At 74.3% G+C, this 22,409-nt stretch carries 20 protein-coding genes; 11 read left to right on the forward strand and 9 right to left on the reverse strand.

Annotated features, from left to right (window positions below):
• Position 1 precedes the first annotated feature (1 nt).
• A complete protein-coding gene (locus AC0OLQ_RS09530; protein ID WP_484531018.1) occupies positions 2-1,249 on the reverse strand; it encodes a peptidase C39 family protein in 1,248 nt (415 codons plus the stop codon).
• Positions 1,250-1,408: 159 nt separating this feature from the next.
• On the opposite strand from AC0OLQ_RS09530, the gene AC0OLQ_RS09535 reads away from it, so the two are divergent.
• The 4 genes from AC0OLQ_RS09535 to AC0OLQ_RS09550 all read left to right on the forward strand — a co-directional run bounded on the left by AC0OLQ_RS09535 (position 1,409) and on the right by AC0OLQ_RS09550 (position 6,551).
• A complete protein-coding gene (locus tag AC0OLQ_RS09535; RefSeq protein WP_357339510.1) occupies positions 1,409-2,077 on the forward strand; it encodes a response regulator transcription factor in 669 nt (222 codons plus the stop codon).
• Positions 2,074-3,234, forward strand: a complete 1,161-nt coding sequence (locus AC0OLQ_RS09540) for a sensor histidine kinase (protein ID WP_357339508.1) — start codon at positions 2,074-2,076, stop codon at positions 3,232-3,234. Before AC0OLQ_RS09535 ends, AC0OLQ_RS09540 begins: the two co-directional genes overlap by 4 nt.
• Positions 3,235-3,419: 185 nt before the next feature.
• Positions 3,420-5,960, forward strand: a complete 2,541-nt coding sequence (locus AC0OLQ_RS09545; protein ID WP_484531019.1) for a malectin domain-containing carbohydrate-binding protein — start codon at positions 3,420-3,422, stop codon at positions 5,958-5,960.
• Positions 5,961-6,164: 204 nt separating this feature from the next.
• Positions 6,165-6,551, forward strand: a complete 387-nt coding sequence (locus tag AC0OLQ_RS09550) for a VOC family protein (RefSeq protein WP_357339495.1) — start codon at positions 6,165-6,167, stop codon at positions 6,549-6,551.
• A gap of 62 nt (positions 6,552-6,613) precedes the next feature.
• On the opposite strand, the gene AC0OLQ_RS09555 is transcribed toward AC0OLQ_RS09550, so the two are convergent.
• From AC0OLQ_RS09555 to AC0OLQ_RS09570, 4 genes are all read right to left on the reverse strand, one after another.
• Complete coding sequence (locus AC0OLQ_RS09555; protein ID WP_484531020.1) at positions 6,614-7,519, reverse strand: hypothetical protein; 906 nt, start codon at positions 7,517-7,519, stop codon at positions 6,614-6,616.
• Between the two features lie 243 nt (positions 7,520-7,762).
• Positions 7,763-9,826, reverse strand: a complete 2,064-nt coding sequence (locus AC0OLQ_RS09560) for a 3-hydroxyacyl-CoA dehydrogenase NAD-binding domain-containing protein (RefSeq protein ID WP_357339491.1) — start codon at positions 9,824-9,826, stop codon at positions 7,763-7,765.
• Positions 9,823-11,046 carry a thiolase family protein gene (locus tag AC0OLQ_RS09565; protein ID WP_357339490.1) on the reverse strand — a complete coding sequence of 408 codons (1,224 nt, stop codon included), beginning with the start codon at positions 11,044-11,046 and terminating at the stop codon, positions 9,823-9,825. Before AC0OLQ_RS09565 ends, AC0OLQ_RS09560 begins: the two co-directional genes overlap by 4 nt.
• A 186-nt stretch (positions 11,047-11,232) precedes the next feature.
• Positions 11,233-12,555, reverse strand: coding sequence for an HRDC domain-containing protein (locus tag AC0OLQ_RS09570; RefSeq protein ID WP_484531021.1), 1,323 nt, complete (start codon positions 12,553-12,555; stop codon positions 11,233-11,235).
• A gap of 549 nt (positions 12,556-13,104) precedes the next feature.
• On the opposite strand from AC0OLQ_RS09570, the gene AC0OLQ_RS09575 reads away from it, so the two are divergent.
• Together AC0OLQ_RS09575 and AC0OLQ_RS09580 are read left to right on the forward strand one after the other, a co-directional pair.
• The gene (locus AC0OLQ_RS09575) at positions 13,105-14,367 is read left to right on the forward strand and encodes a S1C family serine protease (protein ID WP_484532308.1); all 1,263 of its coding nucleotides are present in this window, start codon (positions 13,105-13,107) and stop codon (positions 14,365-14,367) included.
• A gap of 125 nt (positions 14,368-14,492) precedes the next feature.
• Complete coding sequence (locus AC0OLQ_RS09580) at positions 14,493-15,443, forward strand: hypothetical protein (RefSeq protein WP_484531022.1); 951 nt, start codon at positions 14,493-14,495, stop codon at positions 15,441-15,443.
• Between the two features lie 119 nt (positions 15,444-15,562).
• Here the strand turns inward: AC0OLQ_RS09580 and AC0OLQ_RS09585 are convergent, their stop codons facing one another.
• On the reverse strand, positions 15,563-16,135 hold the full coding sequence (locus AC0OLQ_RS09585) for a DUF3000 domain-containing protein (RefSeq protein WP_484531023.1): 573 nt from the start codon (positions 16,133-16,135) through the stop codon (positions 15,563-15,565).
• Between the two features lie 158 nt (positions 16,136-16,293).
• Between AC0OLQ_RS09585 and hemE the strand changes: the two genes are divergently transcribed.
• From hemE to hemQ, 3 genes are read left to right on the forward strand one after another with little or no spacing between them, the layout of a single operon-like run.
• Entirely contained in the window at positions 16,294-17,385 is a 1,092-nt protein-coding gene (gene hemE, locus AC0OLQ_RS09590) for a uroporphyrinogen decarboxylase (RefSeq protein ID WP_357339472.1), read from the forward strand.
• Positions 17,386-17,398: 13 nt separating this feature from the next.
• The gene (gene hemG, locus AC0OLQ_RS09595) at positions 17,399-18,808 is read left to right on the forward strand and encodes a protoporphyrinogen oxidase (RefSeq protein ID WP_484531024.1); all 1,410 of its coding nucleotides are present in this window, start codon (positions 17,399-17,401) and stop codon (positions 18,806-18,808) included.
• Positions 18,805-19,506: a hydrogen peroxide-dependent heme synthase gene (gene hemQ, locus AC0OLQ_RS09600; RefSeq protein WP_357339468.1), complete on the forward strand. Its 702-nt coding sequence runs from the start codon at positions 18,805-18,807 to the stop codon at positions 19,504-19,506. Before hemG ends, hemQ begins: the two co-directional genes overlap by 4 nt.
• A gap of 63 nt (positions 19,507-19,569) precedes the next feature.
• On the opposite strand, the gene AC0OLQ_RS09605 is transcribed toward hemQ, so the two are convergent.
• Positions 19,570-20,019 carry a GNAT family N-acetyltransferase gene (locus tag AC0OLQ_RS09605; protein ID WP_484531025.1) on the reverse strand — a complete coding sequence of 150 codons (450 nt, stop codon included), beginning with the start codon at positions 20,017-20,019 and terminating at the stop codon, positions 19,570-19,572.
• A 31-nt stretch (positions 20,020-20,050) separates the two neighbouring features.
• Positions 20,051-20,311, reverse strand: a complete 261-nt coding sequence (locus tag AC0OLQ_RS09610; RefSeq protein ID WP_357339464.1) for a Prokaryotic metallothionein — start codon at positions 20,309-20,311, stop codon at positions 20,051-20,053.
• Between the two features lie 156 nt (positions 20,312-20,467).
• On the opposite strand from AC0OLQ_RS09610, the gene AC0OLQ_RS09615 reads away from it, so the two are divergent.
• Positions 20,468-20,743, forward strand: coding sequence for an isoamylase early set domain-containing protein (locus AC0OLQ_RS09615; protein ID WP_484531026.1), 276 nt, complete (start codon positions 20,468-20,470; stop codon positions 20,741-20,743).
• A gap of 165 nt (positions 20,744-20,908) precedes the next feature.
• On the opposite strand, the gene msrB is transcribed toward AC0OLQ_RS09615, so the two are convergent.
• A complete protein-coding gene (gene msrB, locus AC0OLQ_RS09620; protein ID WP_357339450.1) occupies positions 20,909-21,319 on the reverse strand; it encodes a peptide-methionine (R)-S-oxide reductase MsrB in 411 nt (136 codons plus the stop codon).
• Positions 21,320-21,366: 47 nt separating this feature from the next.
• Here msrB and ligD point away from each other — a divergent pair, with 47 nt between their 5' ends.
• The gene (gene ligD, locus AC0OLQ_RS09625; protein ID WP_484531027.1) at positions 21,367-22,395 is read left to right on the forward strand and encodes a non-homologous end-joining DNA ligase; all 1,029 of its coding nucleotides are present in this window, start codon (positions 21,367-21,369) and stop codon (positions 22,393-22,395) included.
• Positions 22,396-22,409 lie beyond the last annotated feature (14 nt).

Here is a 22,409-nt window from a genome sequence, read left to right on the forward strand (position 1 = left end):
GTCACCAGTTGGCCTGCGCGGGTGCCGGCGGCAGCGGCACCGACTCCGGTCGCACCACGTAGACGACCCCGCCGCTGCCGCGCTGCCAGGCCGCCTCGAACGCCGCCCGGGGCACCGTCCGGCGGACCCCCTCGTCGTCCGGGGCGTACGGGTCGTTGAGCACCGGGTCGCCGTCGGCGGTGAAGCCGACCAGCACGATCAGGTGTCCCCGGGTGTCGTAGTCCAGCCCGGGCACCTGCCCCCGGTGGAAGGCGGCCGAGACGATCAGCGGGATGCCGACGGCCACGAACCGTTCCGCCTCGGCCAGCGAGCGCAGCCGGGTGACGAAGGCGTCCACCCCGTGCAGCCCCGCGTACGCGGCGTTGAACGCCCAGTTCCCGGCCCCGGCGTAGGCGTGGTCGTAGCAGTGCCGGGCGGCGTGCACCACCACCGGCCGGGGACCGGGCGGGGCGACCCAGGCGTACCGGTCGGGGGTGGGGCCGGCGCCCCAGTAGTCGAGCACCATCGACACGCAGGTGGGGCTGCACCAGGAGTCACCGCCGCCGCCCCAGCGGGTCTCCCCGCCGGCGTGCAGCCGCTGCGCGTAGCGGGGCACGTCCAGCACCCGCCCGAGCGCGTGGCCGGGCGTCCCGTCGACCGGGGCCGGCACGGTGGTCGGCCCGCCGTCCGCAGCCCCCGGCGCGCCCGTCCGGGTGGCCGGCGGGCCGGGCGTGTCGCCGGCCGAGGCGACCACGCCGAGCGTGCGCAGCACCGGCCCGGCCGGGGCGTCGGGGCGCCGGAGCAGGGTGACCCGGGCCTGCCAGCCGGTGACCGTCGCGCCCGTCACGCGCAGGGTGTCGGCCGCGACCCGGGCCGCCTCGTCGGCCTGGCCCGGCACCGAGGAGCGGTGGATGGTCGTCTCGTCGGCGGCCCACCGGCCCAGGTCGTACCAGCCGGTGGTGGCGACTCCACCGGCCCAGCCGCGCAACTCCACCCGGAGCCAGCAGCCGGGCGGGGCGTCGGCGGTCCAGGAGGGGACCAGTTCGGCGACCGCGAAGTCGACCGGCACCACCGGAGAGGTCCAGGTCGCCGCGTCGTAGCCGGCGGTGTCGCCGGAGTGCGGGTCGGTGTGCTCGACCCGGTCGGCCGGCGCGGCGAGCACCAGCCCGTCCGGGCCGCCGGCCAGACCGTCCGCGGTGCCCAGGTGCAGGTCCGCCGGGAAGCGGAAGCGGTGGTACGTCACGTCCCGGCCAGGGTCGACAGCGGTCATGCGGGCTCCCGTCGGCTCGGACCCGGGCCGGTGGCCGGGGCGGTTGTCGCTACCTGCCGGCGAGCATCGCGTACCCGAAGATTTTTTGCAATGACGGCCGGCGCGGGACGCTTGGCGGCCCGCACTAGGTTGTGGGAGGTCACGAGGTGGGAGGCCGGGATGCGGGTACTGGTGGTCGAGGACGAGCGGAACCTCGCCGACGCGATCGCGCGCGGGCTGCGCAAGCGCGGGATGGCCGTGGACGTCGCCTACGACGGCGACGCCGGGCACGAGGCCGCCTTCGTCACCCGCTACGACGTGGTGATCCTGGACCGCGACCTGCCCGGCGTGCACGGCGACCGGATCTGCGCCGACCTGGCCGCCTCCGGCGCGCTGACCCGGGTGCTGATGCTGACCGCGAGCGGCACGGTGGCCGACCGGGTGGAGGGGCTGCAGCTCGGCGCCGACGACTACCTGCCCAAGCCGTTCGCCTTCGACGAGCTGGTCGCCCGGGTGCAGGCGCTGGGACGGCGGGCCACCCCGGCCGCCCCGCCGGTGCTGGAGCTGGCCGACCTGGTGCTCGACCCGGCCCGCCGGGTGGTCACCCGCGGTGGCGAGCCGGTCGACCTCACCAACAAGGAGTTCGGCGTGCTGGCCGAGCTGCTCAAGGCGCGCGGCGCGGTGGTCTCCAGCGAGGAGCTGCTGGAGCGGGTCTGGGACGCCAACACCGACCCGTTCACCACCATCGTCCGGGTCACCGTGATGACGCTGCGCAAGAAGCTCGGCGACCCACCACTGATCGAGACGGTGGTCGGCGCGGGCTACCGGATCGGCGAGGCCTCCGCGTGACCGGCCGGTCCCGGCTGCGGCCCACCCTGCGGCTGCGGCTCACCCTGCTCAACGGCGTGCTGCTGGTCGGGGCCGGCGCGCTCCTGGTGCTGCTGGCCTGGCTGCTGGTCCGGGACGCGCTGCGCCCCACCGACGAGCTGCTGCCCGGCTCCACGGTGGTGCTCGCCGACGGCCGCACCCTCGACGCCGGGCACTGGCAGCGGCAACTGATCGACGCCGCCTCGCGGGAGCTGCTGGTGAAGGGCCTGGTGGCGCTGGCGGCGATCGGCATGGTCGGGGTCGCCGGGGCGTACGCGGTGGCCGGCCGGGCGCTGCGCCCGCTGCACCAGGTCACCGCCACCGCGCGCCGGCTCGGCGAGACCACCCTCGACGAGCGGATCGGCTGGTCCGGCGCGGACGACGAGGTGGCCGAGCTGGCCGAGACCTTCGACGCCATGCTGGACCGGATCAGCGCCGCCTTCGAGGCGCAGCGGCGGTTCGTGGCCAACGCCTCGCACGAGCTGCGGACGCCGCTCGCGGTGATGCGTACCGAGATCGACGTGACGCTCAGCGACGACGAGGCGGACCTCGCCGAATACCGCCGGATGGCCAGCGTGGTCCGGGACGCCTCGGAACGCGCCAACGGGCTGGTCGACGCGCTGCTGGTGCTGGCCCGCAGCGAGGCGCAGACCGGCGGCCGGCTGGCCCGGCGCACCGAGTTCGACCTCGCCGTCGGCACCGCCAACGCGCTCTCCGCGATGGCCCGCGAGGTGGAGCGGATCGGCCTGAAGGTGCACACCTCATTGCGCTCCGCACCGGTGGTCGGCGACCCGGGCCTGCTCGACCGGCTCGCCGGCAACCTGGTGGAGAACGCGGTCCGCTACAACCACCTGCACGGCCGGCTCTGGGTGCGGACCGGCACCGACGGGCAGCGGTCCTGGCTGGTGGTCGGCAACACCGGGTTCGAGGTCGCCCCGGCCGACGTGCCGGGGCTGTTCGAGCCGTTCCGTCGCGGCGGGCAGGAACGCACCGGCGCCCGCGGCTCCGGCCTCGGACTGTCCATCGTGCGGGCGGTCTGCGACGCGCACGGCGGCACGGTGAAGGCGGTCGCCCAGCCGGGCGGCGGCCTGGAGGTGACCGTCACCCTGCCGTCGGCCGACGCCCCCGCGGCCACCTGAGGGGCCGATCGGCGGTCACCTGTTCGTGCGGCCGGGCCCGGCTGTCCCGTCCGGCCGCTCCGGGTGGTCGGGGGGAGCGCAGCGGTGGTCGGGCAGAAAGCGTGGCCGGTGCTGGACGGCGTGTGACGGGTGGCCCAGGGTGAGTGCTGCGACACGCCTGTCCACATGAGCCTCCGGAGCTGCCCGTGACCCACCCCTCGGCCCGCACACGCCGTGTCCTCGTGGCCCTCGCCGCCGTCGCGCTCACCGCCGCCGGACTGGCCCCGGCCGGCCCCGCCGCCGCCGCGCCCGACCACACCACCCTGGTCAAGGCGACCCCCTCCACCGCCTCGCCGGACATCATGGACGGAAAGGTCGACGCGATCCACGACGCCGGCACGAAGATCATCGTGGCCGGCTCGTTCACCCGGGTGCAGAACCGCGGGTCCGACGCCGACATCACCCGCAACTACCTGCTCGCCTTCGACAAGGCCACCGGCATGGTGGACACCGCCTTCGCGCCGACCGTCGACAACGAGGTGTACGCGGTGGTTGCCGGGCCCACCACCGGGACGGTCTTCGTCGCCGGCAGGTTCAACACCGTCAACGGAGTGACCCGGCGCAAGGTGGCCCTGCTCAACGTCGCCACCGGGGCTCTGGTCACCAGCTTCGCCCCTCCGGCGTTCAACGGGCTGGTCAACGACGTCGCCCTGGTCGGCGGGCGGCTGCTGGTGGGCGGCATCTTCACCACGGCCGGCAACGCCAACCCGCGCGGCGGCCTCGCCTCGCTCAACGCGAGCACCGGCGCGCTGGACGGCTACCTCGCCACCGCGCTCACCGAGCACCACAACTACGACGGGGTCAGCGGCGCGAACGGGGGCGTCGGGGCCGAGAAGCTGGCCGTGTCCCCGGACGGCACGAAACTCGTGGTGATCGGCAACTTCAAGAAGGCCGACGGGGTGCTGCACGACCAGATCGTCAAACTCGACCTGGGCCCCACGTCGGCCACCGTGGCCGACTGGAACACCAGCCGGTACACCCCGCGCTGCGCCTGGTGGGCGTTCGACTCGTACATGCGGGACCTCGCCTTCGCCCCGGACGGCAGCTACTTCGTGGTGGTGACCACCGGCGCGCCGAACGGCGGCACGCTCTGCGACGCCGCCGCCCGCTGGGAGGCCGGCGCCACCGGCGCGGACCTCCAGCCCACCTGGGTCGACTACACCGGCGGCGACACCTACCTCTCGGTCGGCATCAGCGAGCAGGCGGTCTACGTCGGCGGTCACTTCCGCTGGCTGAACAACAGCTTCGGCGGCGACTCGGCCCAGGCCGGCGCGGTCGGCCGGGCCAGCATCGCGGCCCTCGACCCGCGCACCGGCCTGCCACTGTCCTGGAACCCGGGCCGGCACCCCCGCGGCATCGGCGCCTCGGAGATGCTGGTCACCCCGGCCGGCCTCTGGGTCGGCTCGGACACCTCGTGGATCGGCAACTTCCAGTACCGCCGGGAGCGGATCGCGTTCTTCCCGCTGACCGGCGGCGCGGCGCCGCACCCGACCACCACGGCCACCCTCCCGGGGCACGTGTACCAGGCCGGTGTCCCGGCGCCGACGAACGTGCTGCACCGGGTCAACGCCGGCGGCCCGCTGGTCGCCTCGACGGACAGCGGACCGGACTGGGCGGCCGACGACGGCGGCAACCCCAGCCCGTACCACAACGCCGGCAGCAGCACGGCCGGCTTCGCGCCGGTGGGCGGCGTGGACGCCACCGTGCCGGCCGGCACCCCGGCCGCGCTCTACAGCGACGAGCGCTGGGACCCGGCCGGCGACCCGGAGCTGAGCTGGCAGTTCCCGGTGCCCGCGGGCACCGAGGTCCAGGTCCGGCTCTACCTGGCCAACCGGTACGACGGCACCGCCGCGGCCGGTTCCCGGGTCTTCGACGTGGCCCTGGAGGGCGCCACCGTCCTGGACGACCTCGACCTCTCCGCCAGCGTCGGGCACAACGTGGGCACCATGCGGGCGTTCACCGTGGTCAGCGACGGCTCGATCGACCTCGAGTTCCGGCACGTGGTGGAGAACCCGCTGGTCGACGGCATCGAGATCGTCAAGACCGGCGCCCCGCCCGCCGGCACCGGCGACGAGGTGCAGGTCCGGTCGTACGACGGGGTCACCACCGTCGGCGCGGTCGGCCCGGTGGCCGTCCCGGACGGCACCGCGTGGTCCACCGCGCGGGGCGCGTTCTGGGTCGGCGGCACGCTCTTCTACGGGATGAACGGGTCGCTGTGGCGGCGCACCTTCAACGGGTCCACCTTCGGCGCCGCCTCGGCGGTCGACCCGTACCACGACGCCTACTGGGACGCGGTGGAGACGGACTCCGGCCCGGCCGGCCAGACGTACGCCGGGGTGACCAACACCTTCTATCCGGAGATCCCCAACGTCACCGGCATGTTCTACAGCGGCGGCCAGCTCTACTACACCCTCGCCGGGCAGGGCGGCCTGTTCTGGCGCTGGTTCACCCCGGACAGCGGCGTGGTGGGCGCGGAGAGGTTCACCATCGCCGGGGCGAGCGGCTTCGCCGACGCCGGGTCGGTCTTCCTGGCCGGCAGCACCCTCTACAAGGTCAACCGGAGCACCGGCGAGCTGTCGGCCACGGACTGGGCGGGCGGTGCGCCGGTCGCGGCGTTCGCCGTGCGCAGCGGCCCCGCCGTGGACGGCGTCGACTGGCGGGCGAAGGCGGTCTTCGTCGGCCCGTGACCCTGGGTACTCGTCCGGCCCGGTCCCGCTCTCGGGGCCGGGCCGGGCTTGTTCCCGCCGCCAGTCGGTGACATGATCAACGGCGTCAGCCCGAGACGTGGAAGGGGGTGTGGTCGATGTTCACCATGAACCGTCCCGCGCCCCGCAGTCGCCGCTGACTCCCTCACTCCGGCGGGGCGCACTCCGATCCAGGAGGAAAGCACCGTGAGTGCACAGATCCACTGCGTCACCGTCGAGAGCGACGACCCGTTCACCCTGGCCAGCTGGTGGGCCCGGGTTCTCGACCGGAAGCTGAACGACGACGACCACCCGGGCGACCCGGAGGCGGTCCTCGCCGCGCCCGGCGGCCACGGCCCCGACCTGCTCTTCGTCTCGGTGGGGGAGCGGCACGGCAAGGGCGCGTTCCACCTCGACGTGCACGCGGCCGAGGGGACCCGGGACGAGGAGGTGGCGCGGCTGCGCGACCTCGGGGCCACCCTGGTCGACGACCGCCGCCGGCCGGACGGCACCGGCTGGGTGGTGCTCGCCGACCCCGAGGGCAATGAGTTCTGCGTCTGCCGCAGCCCGGCGGAGCGCGCCGCCTCGGCCTGATCCGAAACGGGACCGGGCCCCCGCCGCAGGGCGGGGGCCCGGTCCACCGGGTCTGCGGGAGGTCAGCCCTGCTTCTCGATCTCGCCGCGCATGGTGACGAACTCCGACTGGATCTCGGCGGCGGACTTGAAGTAGACCACCACCATGCCGAGGCTGCCCTTGTCGGCCCACATGCAGACGGCCACCGGGACGTCCTCGGCCTTGCCGTCGCCGCACTTGGCCTCGCCGCCCAGCGGGCCGGCGTCGACCGTCTTGAACTCCTTGGCGCCCAGCTCGGGGGTGATCGCCGTGATGGCGTCCGCCATCTCCTTCTGCGGGTCGGCGATGACGCCGGACGCGCCGGCGATCATGACCAGGTCCTTCTTCGCCGGATCGCCGTAGAACGCGCCGACCGTGCTGGTCGTGTTCGGGACGTCCTTGCTGATCTCCGACTTCATCTGGACCGCGGCCGACTGGAGCTCCGGCTGGTCCACCTTCGCCCGGCCGGCCAGCGTGGTGGGCTCGACCAGGCGGGTCTTGGTGGCCGTGACCACCTCGCCGACCTCGTCCTTGGCGGCGAACCAGATGGCGGCGCCACCGCCGACGCAGAGCACCAGCACGACGGCCAGCACGATCAGCACGATCTTGCCGGCGCTCGACTTCTTCTTCGGCGGCAGCGGGGCCGGGGCGCCGTAGCCGGGCTGGCCGGTCTCCGGGTAGCCGCCGCCGTACTGCTGGCCGGGCTGCCCCGCGCCGGGGTAACCGCCCCCGTACTGCTGGCCGGGCTGGTTGCTCTCCGGGTAGCCGCCGCCGTACTGCTGGCCGGGCTGGTTGCTCTCCGGGTAGCCGCCGCCGTACTGGGGCTGCTGCTGCGGAGCCGGTGGGTAGCCGCCGCCGTACTGGGGCTGCTGCGGGGGCTGGTAGCCACCGGGCTGCTGGTGGGGCGGGGGGTAGGAACCGGGGTAGGGACTGGACGGCGGCTGGGACATGGTGTCAGCTCCTGAGTTAAATCCGGACGCGTGATCGTAGCGAGCCGCACCGACACAGCGGTGTCCGGCCGCTGCCGACGTGACGAAACCGGAACCGGCTCGTGACCGGGCCGCCCGGGCGATGTCGGGGAAGTATGCGCAGGGTGTCCGGCCGGTGACCGGCGGGGAAACGCCGATCGCGGTGGCCGGACCGTCCGCGAGGGACGGCCGGCCACCGCGATCGTGGGGGAGCGGCGGTGGCTGTCAGCGGAGGCTGGCGACCCCGCGCGGCAGGAACCGCCGGCCGGTGACCCGCTCGGCGGTGCCGGTCCGGTCCAGGTACGGCGTGACGCCGCCCAGGTGGAACGGCCAGCCGGCGCCGAGGATCATGCACAGGTCGATGTCCTGCGCCTCGGCGACGACGCCCTCGTCGAGCATGAGCCGGATCTCCTGGGCCAGCGCGTCCAGCGCGTTCTGCCGGACCTGCTCGGCGGTGAGCGGCTGGTCGCCGACCACGAGCAGCTTGGCGACCTCCTCGTTGACCTGGTCGTCGACCACGATCGGCTGGCCCGAGTCGGCGATCCGCTTGAGGTTCTCGCTGACCCCGAACCGGTCCGGGAAGGCGGCGTGCAGGGTGCCGCCCACGTGGTACGCCACGGCCGGGCCGACCAGCTGGAGCAGGGCGAGCGGGCGCATCGGCAGGCCCAGCGGGTCCAGCGCGCTGTTCGCCACGTCCAGCGGGGTGCCCTGGTCGACGGCGGCGAAGACGGTGCCGAGGAAGCGGGTCAGCAGCCGGTTGACCACGAACGCCGGGGCGTCCTTGACCAGCACGCTCGACTTCTTCAGCTGCTTCCCGACCGCGAACGCGGTGGCCAGGGTGGCGTCGTCGGTCCGCTCGCCGCGGACGATCTCCAGCAGCGGCAGCACGGCGACCGGGTTGAAGAAGTGGAAGCCGACCACCCGCTCCGGGTGCTCCAGGTCGGCGGCCATCTCGCTGATCGACAGGCTGGAGGTGTTGGTGGCGAGCACCGCCTCCGGCTTGACGATCTTCTCCAGCTCGGCCCAGACCTGCTTCTTGACGTTCAGGTCCTCGAAGACCGCCTCGATGACGAAGTCGGCGTCGGCGAAGACGGACTTGTCGACCGAGCCGCTGACCAGGCCGTACAGCTTGGCCGCGGTGCCCTTGTCCATCCGGCCCTTGCTGACGGCCTTCTCGATCTGGGTGTGCACGTAGCCGACGCCCTTGTCCACCCGGGACTGGTCCAGGTCGGTCATGACGACCGGCACCTGGAGCCGGCGGGCGAAGAGCAGGGCGAGCTGGCTGGCCATCAGGCCGGCGCCCACGATGCCCACCTTGGTGACCGGGCGGGCCAGGCCCTTGTCCGGCGCTCCGGCCGGCCGCTTGGCCCGCCGCTGCACCAGGTCGAAGGCGTACAGGCCGCTGCGCAGCTCCTCGGAGAAGACCAGGTCGGCCAGGGCCTCGTCCTCGGCCGCGGTGCCGGCCGCGAAGTCGGCGTCCTTGGCGGTCTCCAGCAGGTCCAGCGCCTTGTAGGCGGCCGGGACCGCTCCGTGCAGCCGCTGGTCGAGGGTCTGCCGGGCGAAGTAGAGCACGCCCGCCCACATGTCCTTGTCGACCTCTGGCCGGGTCACGGTGACCTCGCCGGAGACGACGCCGGCGGCCCACTCCAGCGACCGCTCCAGGAAGTCGGCCGGCTCCAGCAGCACGTCCGCGATGCCCATCTCCGCGGCCTGCTTCGGCTTGAGCATCTTGTTCTGCATCAGCGGGTTCTGCAGGATCACCTGCGTCGCCGCGGGGATGCCGATCAGGTTCGGCAGGAGTTGGGTGCCGCCCCAGCCGGGGACCAGGCCGAGCGAGACCTCGGGCAGCGCCAGAGCCGCCGCGCCCGCCGACAGGGTCCGGTAGTGGCAGTGCAGGGCCAGCTCCAGGCCGCCGCCCATCGCCGCGCCGTTGACGAAGGCGAAGGTCGGGATCTCGCTGTCCTTGAGCCGGGCGAAGACCCGGTGGCCGAGCCGGCCGATCTCCAGCGCCTGCTCGCGGTTCTCCAGCGCCGGCAGGCCGACGATGTCGGCGCCGACGCAGAAGATGTACGGCTTGCCGGTGACCGCGATGAACGCCGGCTTCGCCGCGAGCGCGGCGGTGATCGCCTCGTCCAGGCTGGTCAGGCCGGCCGGCCCGAAGGTGTTCGGCTTGGTGTGGTCGAAGCCGTTGTCGAGGGTGATGAGGGCGGCGGGACGGTCCAGCCCCGGTACGTTCACCTGGCGCAGCAGCGCCTTGGTGACGACCTCGTTCGGTGCGGCGAGGCTCACTTGTCTCCACCCTCCCCCTGCGCGGACTTGCTGGACTCCGTCCAGTGTGGGTTCTCCCAGATCACGGTGCCGCCCATGCCGATGCCGATGCACATGGCGGTGAGGCCGTAGCGGACCTCGGGGTGCTCGGCGAACTGCCGGGCGAGCTGGGTCATCAGCCGGACGCCGGAGGAGGCGAGCGGGTGACCGATGGCGATCGCACCGCCCCACGGGTTGACCCGCGGGTCGTCGTCGGCGATGCCGAAGTGGTCGAGGAAGGCCAGCACCTGCACCGCGAACGCCTCGTTCAACTCGAACAGGCCGATGTCGTCGATGCTCAGGCCGGCGATGCGCAGCGCCTTCTCCGTCGACGGGATCGGGCCGACGCCCATCACCTCGGGCTCGACGCCGACGAAACCGAAGGACACCAGCCGCATGCCGATCGGCAGGCCCAGCTCGCGGGCGGTCTCCTCGGCGACCAGCAGGGCCGCGGTGGCGCCGTCGTTCAGGCCCGCCGCGTTGCCCGCGGTGACCTTGCCGTGCGGGCGGAACGGGGTCTTGAGGGTGGCGAGCTTCTCCAGCGAGGTCTCCCGGGGAGCCTCGTCGGTGGTGGCCAGGCCCCAGCCGGCCTCCGGGTCGCGGATCGCCACCGGCACCAGGTCGCCCTGGAGCTTGCCGTTGGCGTACGCCTTGGCGGTCTTCTGCTGCGAGGCGAGCGCGAAGGCGTCGGTGCGCTGCTTGGTGATGTGCGGGACCCGGTCGTGCAGGTTCTCCGCGGTGGCGCCCATGACCAGCGCGGACGGGTCGACCAGCTTCTCCGCGATGATCCGCGGGTTGGGGTCGACACCCTCGCCCATCGGGTGGCGGCCCATGTGCTCGACGCCACCGGCGATGGCGACGTCGTACGCCCCCACGGCGATGCCGCTGGCCACGGTGGTGACGGCGGTCATCGCGCCGGCGCACATCCGGTCGATGGCGAAGCCGGGCACCGTCTTGGGCAGGCCGGCCAGCAGGGCGGCGGTGCGGCCGATGGTCAGGCCCTGGTCGCCGATCTGGGTGGTGGCCGCGATGGCGACCTCCTCCACCTTCTCCGGCGGCAACTGCGGGTTGCGCCGCATCAGCTCGCGGATGCAGCGGATCACCAGGTCGTCGGCGCGGGTGTTGGCGTACATGCCACCCGCCTTGCCGAACGGGGTGCGGACGCCGTCGACGAAGACGACATCCCGAACTTCACGGGGCACTTGGAGCCTCCTAGCCGGCACTGGCGTTTCCCCGGATGCTACTCGCCAGTAACCAACGGCGACACCACCCCCCATGTGGCCAACCCCACACGCGCCGCGAGCGCGGTCGCCCTGTCGATCATGAAGTTGACGGCGATGTCGATCTCCAGAACTGCCGCCAACTTCATGATCGACGCTGGGGTCCGGTCAGGACGCCGGGAGGTGGAGGGCCTCCGTCAGGGCCGGGAGGAGGAGGGTGATCTGCCACTCCCTCGCGCCGAAGGTGCGGAGGGTTTCGGCGACCGTGTCGTCGGTGATCTCCTCGGGCGGTTGCCAGGCCAGGCGGCGTACGTAGTCCGGGGCGATCAGGTTCTCCGGCGGCAGGTTGTGCGCGCCGGCCGTGCCGACCACGACCTCCCGGCAGCGGGCCAGCCGGCCGGCCGCCACCGGGTCCCGCTCCGCCCACCGGTGCGGCGGGGGCGGCCCCTCCACCACCGGATTCACCGGCAGGGCGTCATCCGGCAGCTGGCGGGCGTCGTCCAGGGCCGCCAGCCAGGTACGCGCCAACCGGCGCACCGAGCGGCCACCGAAACCGGGGAGGGTGAGCAGGGTCTTCTCGTCCTTCGGGTCCAGCTCGGCGGCGGCCACGATGGCCGAGTCCGGCAGCACCCGGCCCGGGGCGGCGTCCCGCCGCGCGGCGATCTGGTCCCGCGCGTACCACAGCGAGCGGACCCGGGCCTGCGCACGCGCGCCGCGCACCCGGTGGATGCCCGAGGTGCGGCGCCAGGGCTCGGCCCGTACGCGAGGCGGGCGGGCGCCGTTGCGGACCAGCGCGGCGAACTCCTCCGCCGCCCACGCCGACTTGCCCTGCTTCTCCAGCTCCTCGTCGAGCGCGTCGCGCAGGTCGACCAGCAGCTCCACGTCCAGCGCCGCGTACGTGAGCCAGGACTCCGGCAGCGGCCGGCTCGACCAGTCCGCCGCGGAGTGGTGCTTCTCCAGGCTGTAACCGAGCACCTGCTCGGTCAGCGCGGCCAGGCCCACCCGCTCGAAGCCGGCCAGCCGGGCGGCCAGCTCGGTGTCGAACAGGCGGCGCGGGCGCAGCCCCACCTCGGCCAGGCAGGCGAGATCCTGGCTGGCGGCGTGCAGCACCCACTCGGCCCCGGCGATCACCGAGTCGAGGGCGGTGAGGTCGGGCAGCGGCAGCGGGTCGATCAGCGCCGTGCCGGAGCCCGCCCGGCGCAGCTGCACCAGGTAGGCGCGCTGGCTGTAGCGGTAGCCCGAAGCGCGCTCGGCGTCCAGGGCCACCGGGCCGCTGCCGGCCGCGAAACGGGCCACGACCTCGTCGAGCTCGCGCGCGGTGGCCACCGGGGCGGGCGTGCCGTCGCGCGGGGCGGTCAGGGGAACGGGCCCGCCGGCGGTGGGTTCGGTCCCCGCGTCCGCCGGCTCCGGCGCGGCCGAGGACGGATGCGGCGAGGCCTCTCCCGTACGGCTTTCGGCGGCCCGACGGCGCAGGGGTGGTTCGTCGGTCACCTGACAACCCTAGTGCGCCGGGCGATCCGGTGTGCGCAGCCGGTCGGGCGCGTGTCGGCGGGTGTCCCGGAGATGGCGTGACAGGGTCGGGTTGCGCCGGGGTGGCAGGGTCGGACAACGGGGAAGACAAACCCCTTTCACGCAGGTACGGTCCATGAGCCGCGGACGGCCGGGAGGCCGTCGGTGGAGGTCGGTGGGGCGGTCACGGGGGAGGACAAAGCGATCATGACGGGCGCTTACGGGGCCGGTGACGGCGTGCCGGGGCAGGGCGGCGACGAGACGGCCGAGCAGGGGCGGGCCCGAGCCGACCGGCCGGGGCCGCTGCCGCCGCGCATCGTCCCGCCGACCGGCCACGCCACCGTCCCGGGTCAGCCCTCCGGCTATCCGACCCCGCCGACCCCGAACCCGACGGGCGCGCCCGTCGCCGCGTTCGGTGCCGCACCCGCTGCCGCCGGCGCGGGCCACGGCTCCGCACCCGTCGCTCCCGGCTCCGCGCCCGGTGCCGGCTTCGATGCGGCGCCCGCCCTCGGGGCGAGCGGTGCGCCGGGCATTGACCAGCCGGGCGCCTCGGCGGCCTGGTCGCCGCCGCCGAACAGCGGCCAGTGGGGTGGCGGCGCCGCACCCACCCCGCGCACCCCCGGCGGCTGGCCGCCCGCACAGCCGACCGCCCCCGGACAGTTCCCCGGCCAGCCCGGCAACACCGACCACCCGGCCCCGAACTCCGTCGCTCCGCCCACACATCCGGGCCAGCCGGCCTCCGCCGGCTATCCGACTCAGCAGACTCCCGGCGCGGCCTACCCGGCACCGGCGTCGGGCCCGGCCTATCCGGCACCGGCGTCGGGCCCGGCCTATCCGCCACCGGCGTCGGGCCCGGCCTACCCGGGCCAGCCGACGTCAGGTCCGTCGTTCCCGAGCCAGCCCACTTCCGGCCCGGCCTATCCCGGGCAGCCCACGTCCGGGCCGGCCTACCCCGGGCAGCCCGCCGCCGGGCCGGCGTTGCCGGGACAGCCCACCGGTCACCCCGGCGGGTCCGGGCGGGGGCGCAGGCTGCCGGTGGTGGCGCTCGTCCTGGCCGGGATCCTGGCTCTGGTCGCGGGCGTGCAGGCGTATCAGATCCATCGGCTGGACGACCGGCTCGCCGCCACCGACCGGCGACTGGCCGAGGCGCAGGGCACGGACGCCGGCCGGCTCGACGGCCTGGAGGAGCGGGCGGGGGTGCTGGAGAAGCAGGCCGGCGCCACGTTCAACCCGGAGGCCGTGGCGAGCGCCGTGCTGCCCAGCGTGTTCCGGGTGCGGGCCGGCCAGTTCACCGGCACGGCCTTCGCCATCGGCAAGGCTCCCGCCGGGGGCGGCACCACGTTGCTCACCAACTTCCACGTGGTGGAGGCGGTCTACGCGGCCGGCGACCGCAAGGTCTTCCTGGAGCGCACGGACCAGCGGTTCGAGGCGACGATCGTCGAGGTCGACAAGGACAAGGACCTCGCCCACCTGCGCACCACGGCCAAGTTCACCGGCCTGCTCGCGGCGCGCACGCCGGTCAAGTCCGGGCAGCAGATCGTGGTGGTCGGCGCGCCGCTCGGCCTCCAGGACAGCGTCACCACGGGCGTGGTGAGCGCGTTCCGCAAGGACGAGGGCGGCTCCGGTCCGGTGATCCAGTTCGACGCGCCGATCAACCCCGGCAACTCGGGCGGGCCGGTGATCAACGGGTCCAAGGAGGTGGTCGGGATCGCCACGGCCAAGGCCCGGGACGCCGAGGGCATCGGCCTGGCGGTGCCGATCAAGACCGCGTGCGACCGGTTCAAGCTCTGCTGACCGGCGCGCCGCCGGTGGGCTTGACCCCGTCCCGCACCGTCGAGGCGTAGGCCCGACCACGCCGACCGCAGACCCCGGCCCTACGGGCCACCCCGCGGGGGACCAGCAAACCTGGAGGAAGAGACATGTCCCAGCCACCGACCGGAGCGGGCGGCTACCCGCCCCAGCCGCCGGGGGGCACCGTGTACGGCAGCCCGTACGGGGGCCAGCCCGCACCCCAGCAGTACGAGCCGGCCCAGCCGGAGCCCCAGCAGTACGAGCCGGCCCAGCCGGAGCCGTCGCAGTACCGCCCCGCCCCGCCCGAGCCCCCGCAGTACGGCGCGGCCCAGCCCGAGCCCGCGCAGTACCGGCCCGCCCAGCCCGAGCCCCCGCAGTACGGCGCGGCCCAGCCCCAGCCCACCCTGCCGCAGCCCACCACGCCGATGCCCGGCCAGTACGCGCCGGGCGCCGCCCCGGTCCCGCCTCCGGGCGCGCCGGTCTCCGTGCCGGGCTACCCGCAGCCCATGTCGGCCCCGCCGAACTCGGTCCCGCCGGTTTCCGGCGCCGGCTCCGTGCCGGGCTACCCGCAGCCGATGTCGGCCCCGCCGGGCTACCCGATGTCGGCGCCGCCGGGCTACCCGATGTCGGCGCCGCCCGGCCCGGTCCCGCCGTACGGGGCGCCGGCAGCGGGCGGTGGCAAGGGGCGGGCTGCCCTGATCCTGGGCATCGTCGCCGGGCTGCTCCTCGTCCTCGGCGGCGTGATGACCGGCCTCTACGTCACCACCAACGGCAAGCTGGACAAGGCCGAGCAGCAGGTCAGCCAGCGCGACAGCACGATCACGGCGAACCGGCAGGAGATCGACAAGCTCAAGGGCGACCTCCAGACGGTCCGGGACAAGCTCGCCGACACCGAGCAGGATCTGACCGGCACCAAGAACGACCGGGACGAGCAGGCCCGGCAGAAGAAGGTCATCGCGAGCTGCCTGGACAAGCTGACCGCGGCCATCGCGGCGGCGTCCCGCGGCGACAAGGCGGCCTTCGACGCCGCGAACAAGGGGCTGGACAAGGTCTGCGACGAGGCCGAGGACTACGTCTGACCCGGCTCACGAACGGGCCGCTCCGAGCGCTCGGGGCGGCCCGTCGCCGTGCCGGGGGCACCCGATTCCTGGCCGTGCCGGTCAGCGCGAACGGCAACTCGCCCGGGAAGGCCGAAAGCTCAGGCGGCGCCGGCGGGGCGGCGGGTGGGGAGCGCGGTCACGCCGGGTGGGGGCAGGCCGGCGGTCGACGCCAGCAGCGTGCACCAGCCGAGCAGGTGCGGGGCCAGGTCGGCGGCGAGCGGCGTCCAGGAGGCGCGGATCTCGATGTCGCCCGCGGCGGGCGGCCCGGCCAGCTCGCCGAACCGGGTGGAGAGCGTCTGGGTGACGGTGCCGCCGATCGCCCGGTAGCGGGCCTTCTGCGCGTCGAGTGCGTCGGTCAGCCAGGTCCAGCCCACGCCGGGCAGCATCGGGTCGCTGGCCAGGTCGACCTCCAGCTCGGCGGTCACGTAGGTGACCAGCCGCAGGGTGCCCTGCCACGCCTCGTGCCCGGCCGGGTCGTGCAGCAGGATGAGCCGGCCGGTGGCCACCTCGTCGCCCTCACGCAGCACCGCGGCGGAGAGCGCGAACGCGTACGGGGCCAAACGCTGCGGGGCGCCGACCTCCTCCAGCACGATCTCCGGGCGGCATGTCACCGATCGCAGCCCCGCGACCGCGCGGGCGAAGGTTTCCGGGAGCGCGATCGGGGGGGCCATGACGGCAGCCTATGCCGCGCCGTCCGGCACGGTGTGACGGCGCGCCGGGCGGACGTTCATGATCATGCGCCGGGCCGCGCCGGGCACCCGAGGGTGGCCGGTCACAAAAGGTGACGGTGGCGGCGGGGGCCGCCCGGGCGCGTGGCACGATTGCCGCGATGACCACCGACACCACGGGCACTGCCGCCCGAGACGGAGAACCCCGCCGCGGCGGGCCGGCCGACTCGCCCTTCGTCCGCGCCTGCCGGCGCGAGCCGGGCCCGCACACCCCGGTCTGGTTCATGCGCCAGGCCGGCCGGTCGCTGCCGGAGTACCGCGACATCCGGGCCAACGTGCCGATGCTGGACTCGTGCCGCCGCCCCGAGCTGGTCCGGGAGATCACCCTCCAGCCGGTCCGCCGGCACGGGGTCGACGCGGCCATCCTGTTCAGCGACATCGTGGTGCCGGTGGCCGCCGCCGGGGTCGACCTGGACATCGTGCCCGGCACCGGCCCGGTCGTGGCGGAGCCGGTCCGCACCGCCGCCGACGTCGCGCGGATCAACCCGATCGGCCGCGACGAGGTGTCCTACGTGGACGAGGCCGTGCGGCTGCTCGTCGCCGAGCTGGGCGACACCCCGCTGATCGGCTTCGCGGGCGCGCCGTTCACCCTGGCCAGCTACCTGGTCGAGGGCGGCCCGTCGCGGACCCACGCGAAGACCAAGGCGCTGATGTACGGCGACCCGGACCTGTGGCACGCGCTCTGCGCCCGGCTGGCCGAGGTGACGCTGGCGTTCCTGCGGGTGCAGGTCGACGCCGGGGTCTCCGCGGTGCAGCTCTTCGACTCCTGGGCCGGGGCGCTCTCCGAGGCCGACTACCGCCGCTACGTGCTGCCGCACTCGGCGCACGTGCTCGCCGGCCTGGCCGACGCGGGCGTGCCGCGGATCCACTTCGGGGTGGGCACCGCGGAGCTGCTCGGCGCGATGGGCGAGGCCGGCGCCGACGTGGTCGGCGTGGACTGGCGTACCCCGCTGGACGTCGCGACCCGCCGGATCGGCCCGGACAGGGCCGTGCAGGGCAACCTCGACCCGGCCGTGCTGCTGGCTCCCTGGCCGGTGGTGGAGGCCGAGGTGCGCCGGATCCTCGACGAGGGGCGGGCCACCCCCGGTCATGTGTTCAACCTCGGTCACGGCGTGCTGCCGGAGACCGACCCCGAGGTGCTGACCCGGGTGGTCGCGCTGGTGCACGAGCTGTCCGCGCGGCCGGCGGCGTAAGGGAGGGACGACCATGGCGCGACCGTGGCGGGTGGCGATCGTCGGTGGCGGGATCACCGGGCTGGCCGCCGCCGTCCGGTTGCGCGACCGCGCCCCCGCCGGCATCGAGATCACCGTGTACGAGCAGTCCGGCCGCCTCGGCGGCAAGCTGCGCACCGGTGAGCTGGCCGGCGGGCCGGTCGAGTTCGGCGCCGAGTCGTTCCTGATGCGCGACCCGGCCGGCGGGGAGTCGGCCGTGGTGACCCTGCTCGGCCGGCTCGGCCTGACCGGGGCGATCGTGCACCCCACCGTCGGGCAGGCCGCGCTGGTGGTCGACGGCGGGCTGCGCCCGGTCCCGGGCGGCACCCTGGTGGGCGTACCCGGCGATCTGGACAGGGTGGCGGCGGTGGCGCACCCGACCACGGCGGCCGACCGGGACGGCGGCGCGCCGCTGCTCCCGCCGGACGCCGACGTGTCGGTGGGCGCGCTGGTCCGCGACCGGCTCGGCGACGAGGTGGTGGATCGGCTGGTCGACCCGATGCTCGGCGGCGTCTACGCCGGCCGGGCCGACGACCTCTCGCTGGTCACCACCATGCCGGCGCTGGCCCGGGCGGCCCGGGTCGAGCACACCCTGGTCGGGGCGGTCCGCGCCGCGCAGGCCGCCGCGCCCCGCGCTCCGGGCGCCCCGGTCTTCGGCACCCTGGCCGGCGGGCTGAGCACGCTGGTCGAGGCGGCGGCCCGGGAGAGCGGGGCGACGATCCGCCGGGACGCCGCGGTCCGCGAGCTGCACCGCACCCCGACCGGCTGGCGTCTCACCGTCGGGCCCACCCGTGAACCAGAGTTCGTCGAGGCCGACGCGGTGCTGCTCGCCGTGCCGGCCCGCCCGGCCGCACGGCTGCTCGCCGGCCCGGCCCCCGAGGTGGCGGCGACCGTCGGCGGGCTGGACTACGCCAGCGTCGCGCTGGTCACCATGGCCCTGCCCGAGCCGGAGCTGCCGGAGCTGTCCGGCTTCCTGGTGCCGGCCGGCGAGGGGCTGCTGATCAAGGCGTCCACCTTCTTCACCACCAAGTGGGGCCACCTGCGCCGGCCGGACGGGCTCGCCCTGGTGCGCGCCTCGGTCGGCCGGTACGGCGACGAGACCGCGCTCCAGCTCACCGACGACGACCTGGTCGCCACCGTGCACCGGGAGCTGTCGAAGGTGCTCGGCGCGCCGCTGCCCGCCCCGGTGGCCCGGCACGTGCAGCGGTGGGGCGGGGCCCTGCCGCAGTACACCCCCGGCCACCTCGGCCGGGTGGCGGCGGCCCGGGCGGCGCTGCGCGCCGCCCACCCGACGCTGGCCCTGGCCGGGGCCGGTTACGACGGCGTCGGCATCCCGGTCTGCGTCCGCTCCGGCGAGACGGCGGCCGAAGAGATCATCACTGCACTGGGAGGATCGGCAGCATGACGGAGCAGACCAACGCGGCCCGGCTGCGGGAGCTCAACGAGACCATCCGCTACACCATGTGGTCGGTGTACCGGGCCACCAGCCCCCTCCCGTCGCTGCGCGAGAACGTCGTCGACGAGGTCGAGTCCCTCTTCGAGGAGCTGGCCGGCAAGGACGTCACCATCCGCGGCACCTACGACGTGGCCGGCCTGCGCGCCGACGCGGACCTGATGATCTGGTGGCACTCGTCCTCCAGCGACGCGCTCCAGGACGCCTACCTGCGGTTCCGGCGCACCACGCTGGGCCGGGCGCTGACCCCGGTCTGGTCGCAGATGGCGCTGCACCGGCCGGCCGAGTTCAACAAGAGCCACATCCCGGCGTTCCTGGCCAACGAGGAGGCCCGCGCCTACCTCTGCGTCTACCCGTTCGTCCGGTCCTACGAGTGGTACCTGCTGCCCGACGCCGAGCGGCGTGAGCTGCTGGCCGAGCACGGCAAGTTGGCCCGCGGCTACCCGGACGTGCGGGCCAACACGGTGGCCTCGTTCGCCCTGGGTGACTACGAGTGGATGCTCGCCTTCGAGGCCGACGAGCTGCACCGGATCGTCGACCTGATGCGCGACCTCCGGGCTTCCGGGGCCCGACGGCACGTCCGCGAGGAGATCCCCTTCTACACCGGCCGCCGCCGCTCGATCGCCGACTTCGTCACCTGCCTGGTCTGACCCGCGCCGACCGGGGCCGCAGCCCGCGACCCCGGTCGCGCCACCGTCTCCACCGACGGGCGCTCAGGCGGCGGGCCGGGTCTCCCGGCGCATCGGGGTGTGCGGGATGCCGTCCTCGACGTAGCCGGGGCCGCTGACCGCGAAGCCGTGGCCGGCGTAGAAGTCGACCAGGTGGCTCTGCGCCTCCAGCACGCACGGCCGGTCGCCCACCACGGCGAGGGCCTCGGTCATCAGCGCGCCGGCCAGGCCCGCGCCGCGGGCCGCCGGCGCCACCACCACCCGGCCGATCCGCGCCGTGCCGTCGGGGTCGGCCAGGATCCGCAGGTACGCCACCACGTCGCCGTCCCGGGTCAGCCAGAGGTGCCGGGTGCCGGGTTCGACGTCCCTGCCGTCCAGCTCCGGGTACGGGCAGGACTGCTCGACCACGAACACGTCGATGCGCAGCCGGAGCAGGTCGTGGAAGGTGCGCGCGTCCAGCTCCGCGAAGCCGGCCAGGTGGGACTCGATGGGCATCCCGCGATGGTAGGCCGGCCCCCGGACGTGCTCAGGCGGGGCGGGCACCCACCGCGTCGCGGACCTCGGCGCCCTGTTCGCCCTCGACCGCCCGGGCGCAGTGCGCGCCGCAGAAGAAGCGGCCGGAGACCTCCACGCCGTGCCCGACGATCTTGATCTGGCAGTGCTCGCAGATCGGCGCCATCTTGTGGATGGCGCACTCGAAGGAGTCGAAGGTGTGCGTGGCCCCGTTGACCGTGCGCACCTCGAACGCCATCCAGTAGTCGTTGCCGCAGACCTCACAGGTAGCCATACGAAACCCCCCGAAAATGGACCGTCATCCCAGGGTCGACGAGCGGACACGCCCCGGCAACCGAAACCGGCTAACCTGATCCGGCTCGACGGCGAGTCGCCCCCGGCGTGTCGCGCGTTGGACCCGGTGACCGCCTCGAACCTCGGAGGAACCCCCTTGATCAAGCGCAACAAGCTCTTCGGCAACCAGACCCGGGTCACCTTCTGCCTCCCCCGGGACACCCCGCCCGGCACGGTCAGCGTGGTCGGCTGCTTCAACGACTGGCAGCCCGGCCGGCACGAACTGGTCGCCCGCCGGGACGGCACCCGGACGGTGACGGTGCGGCTCGGCCCGGGCGAGTACCGCTTCCGCTACCTGGCCACCGGCGGGGTGTGGCTGGACGACGAGTCCGCCGACCAGGTCGACGAACGGGGCGGCACCCTGCGGCTCTGACGGCCGCTCAGCGACGCAGCCCACCAGGCCGACGACGAACTCCACCAGGATCACCCGTCGCCGGACCGGCGAGCCGGCCGAACCGTGCATGTCCACGGCGGCGAGCCGGCGTACGTCGAAGTGGGGCATGACTCCAGCAGTAGCGTGGCCGGGCAAGGGCCACGCTCAGGCGCCCTTCGGCTCCAGCCGGACGGAAATCGAGTTCACGCAGTGCCGGGTGTCCTTCGGGGTGAAGCCCTCGCCCTCGAAGACGTGCCCCAGGTGGCTGTCGCAGCGGGCGCAGCGGATCTCGACCCGCCGCATGCCGAGGGTGTTGTCGGGGATCTCCTTGACCGCGCCGGGGATGGCGTCGTCGAAGCTAGGCCAGCCGCAGTGCGAATCGAACTTGTCCTCGCTGCGGAACAGTTCCAACCCGCAGGCCCGGCAGTGGTAGACGCCGGGGGTCTTGGTGTCGACGTACTCGCCGGTCCAGGGCCGTTCGGTGCCGGCCTCGCGGAGCACCCGGAACTCCTCCGGGCTCAGCCGAACCCGCCACTCGTCCTCGGTGCGGGGCACTTCATTGTCGGAGAGACTCACCGGTCAACGGTACGTCGGCCGTCGGTGGCATCGCATAGGGTCGCCCAATGGCTGGCAGCAAGGCCGCAGTCGAGGAGATCGAGGTCGCCGGGCACACCGTACGGCTGAGCAGCCCCGACCGGGTGATCTTCCCGCAGCGCGGCTTCACCAAGGCGGACGTCTTCCACTACTACCTGTCGGTCGGCGAGGGGATCATGCGGGCCCTGCGCGACCGGCCCACCACCCTGCAGCGCTTTCCGGAGGGCATCGAGGGCGAGGCGTTCTTCCAGAAGCGGGTGCCGGCCCGGGGCGTACCCCCGTGGGTGGCGACCGCGGAGATCAGCTTCCCCAGCGGCCGGAAGGCCGCCGAGCTCTGCCCGGCCGACCTGGCGCACGTGGCCTGGGCCGCGCAGATGGGCACGGTGGTGTTCCACCCGTGGCCGGTGCGCGCCGCCGACGTCGACCGCCCCGACGAGCTGCGCATCGACCTGGACCCGCAGCCCGGCACCGACTTCACCCACGCGGTCACCGCCGCCGGTGAGCTGCGCGGGCTGCTGGACGAGCTGGGCGTGGCCGGCTGGCCCAAGACCTCCGGCGGCCGGGGCGTGCACGTCTACCTGCGCATCCAGCCGCGCTGGACGTTCGTCGAGGTGCGCCGGGCCACCATCGCGCTGGCCCGGGAGCTGGAACGGCGCCGCCCCGAACTGGTCACCACCGCCTGGTGGAAGGAGGAGCGGGGCACCCGGGTCTTCGTCGACTTCAACCAGATGGCCCGCGACCGCACCATCGCCTGCGCGTACTCGCTGCGGGCCAACCCGCGGGCCACCGTCTCCACCCCGGTCGAGTGGGACGAGCTGACCGAGGTCGACCCGGACGACTTCCACCTGGGCAGCGTGCCGGCCCGGTTCGCCGAGCGGGGCGACCCGCACGCCGGCATCGACGACGCCCCGTGGGACATCACCCCGCTGCTGGAGTGGGCCGAGCGGGACGCCGCCGCCGGGCAGGGGGACATGCCCTATCCGCCGGAGTACCCGAAGATGCCCGGCGAGCCCAAGCGGGTCCAGCCCTCCAAGGACCGCGACCGGCCCCGCAGCTGATAACGATCACGTAA

Source organism: Micromonospora sp. Utrum1 (genome assembly GCF_057197805.1).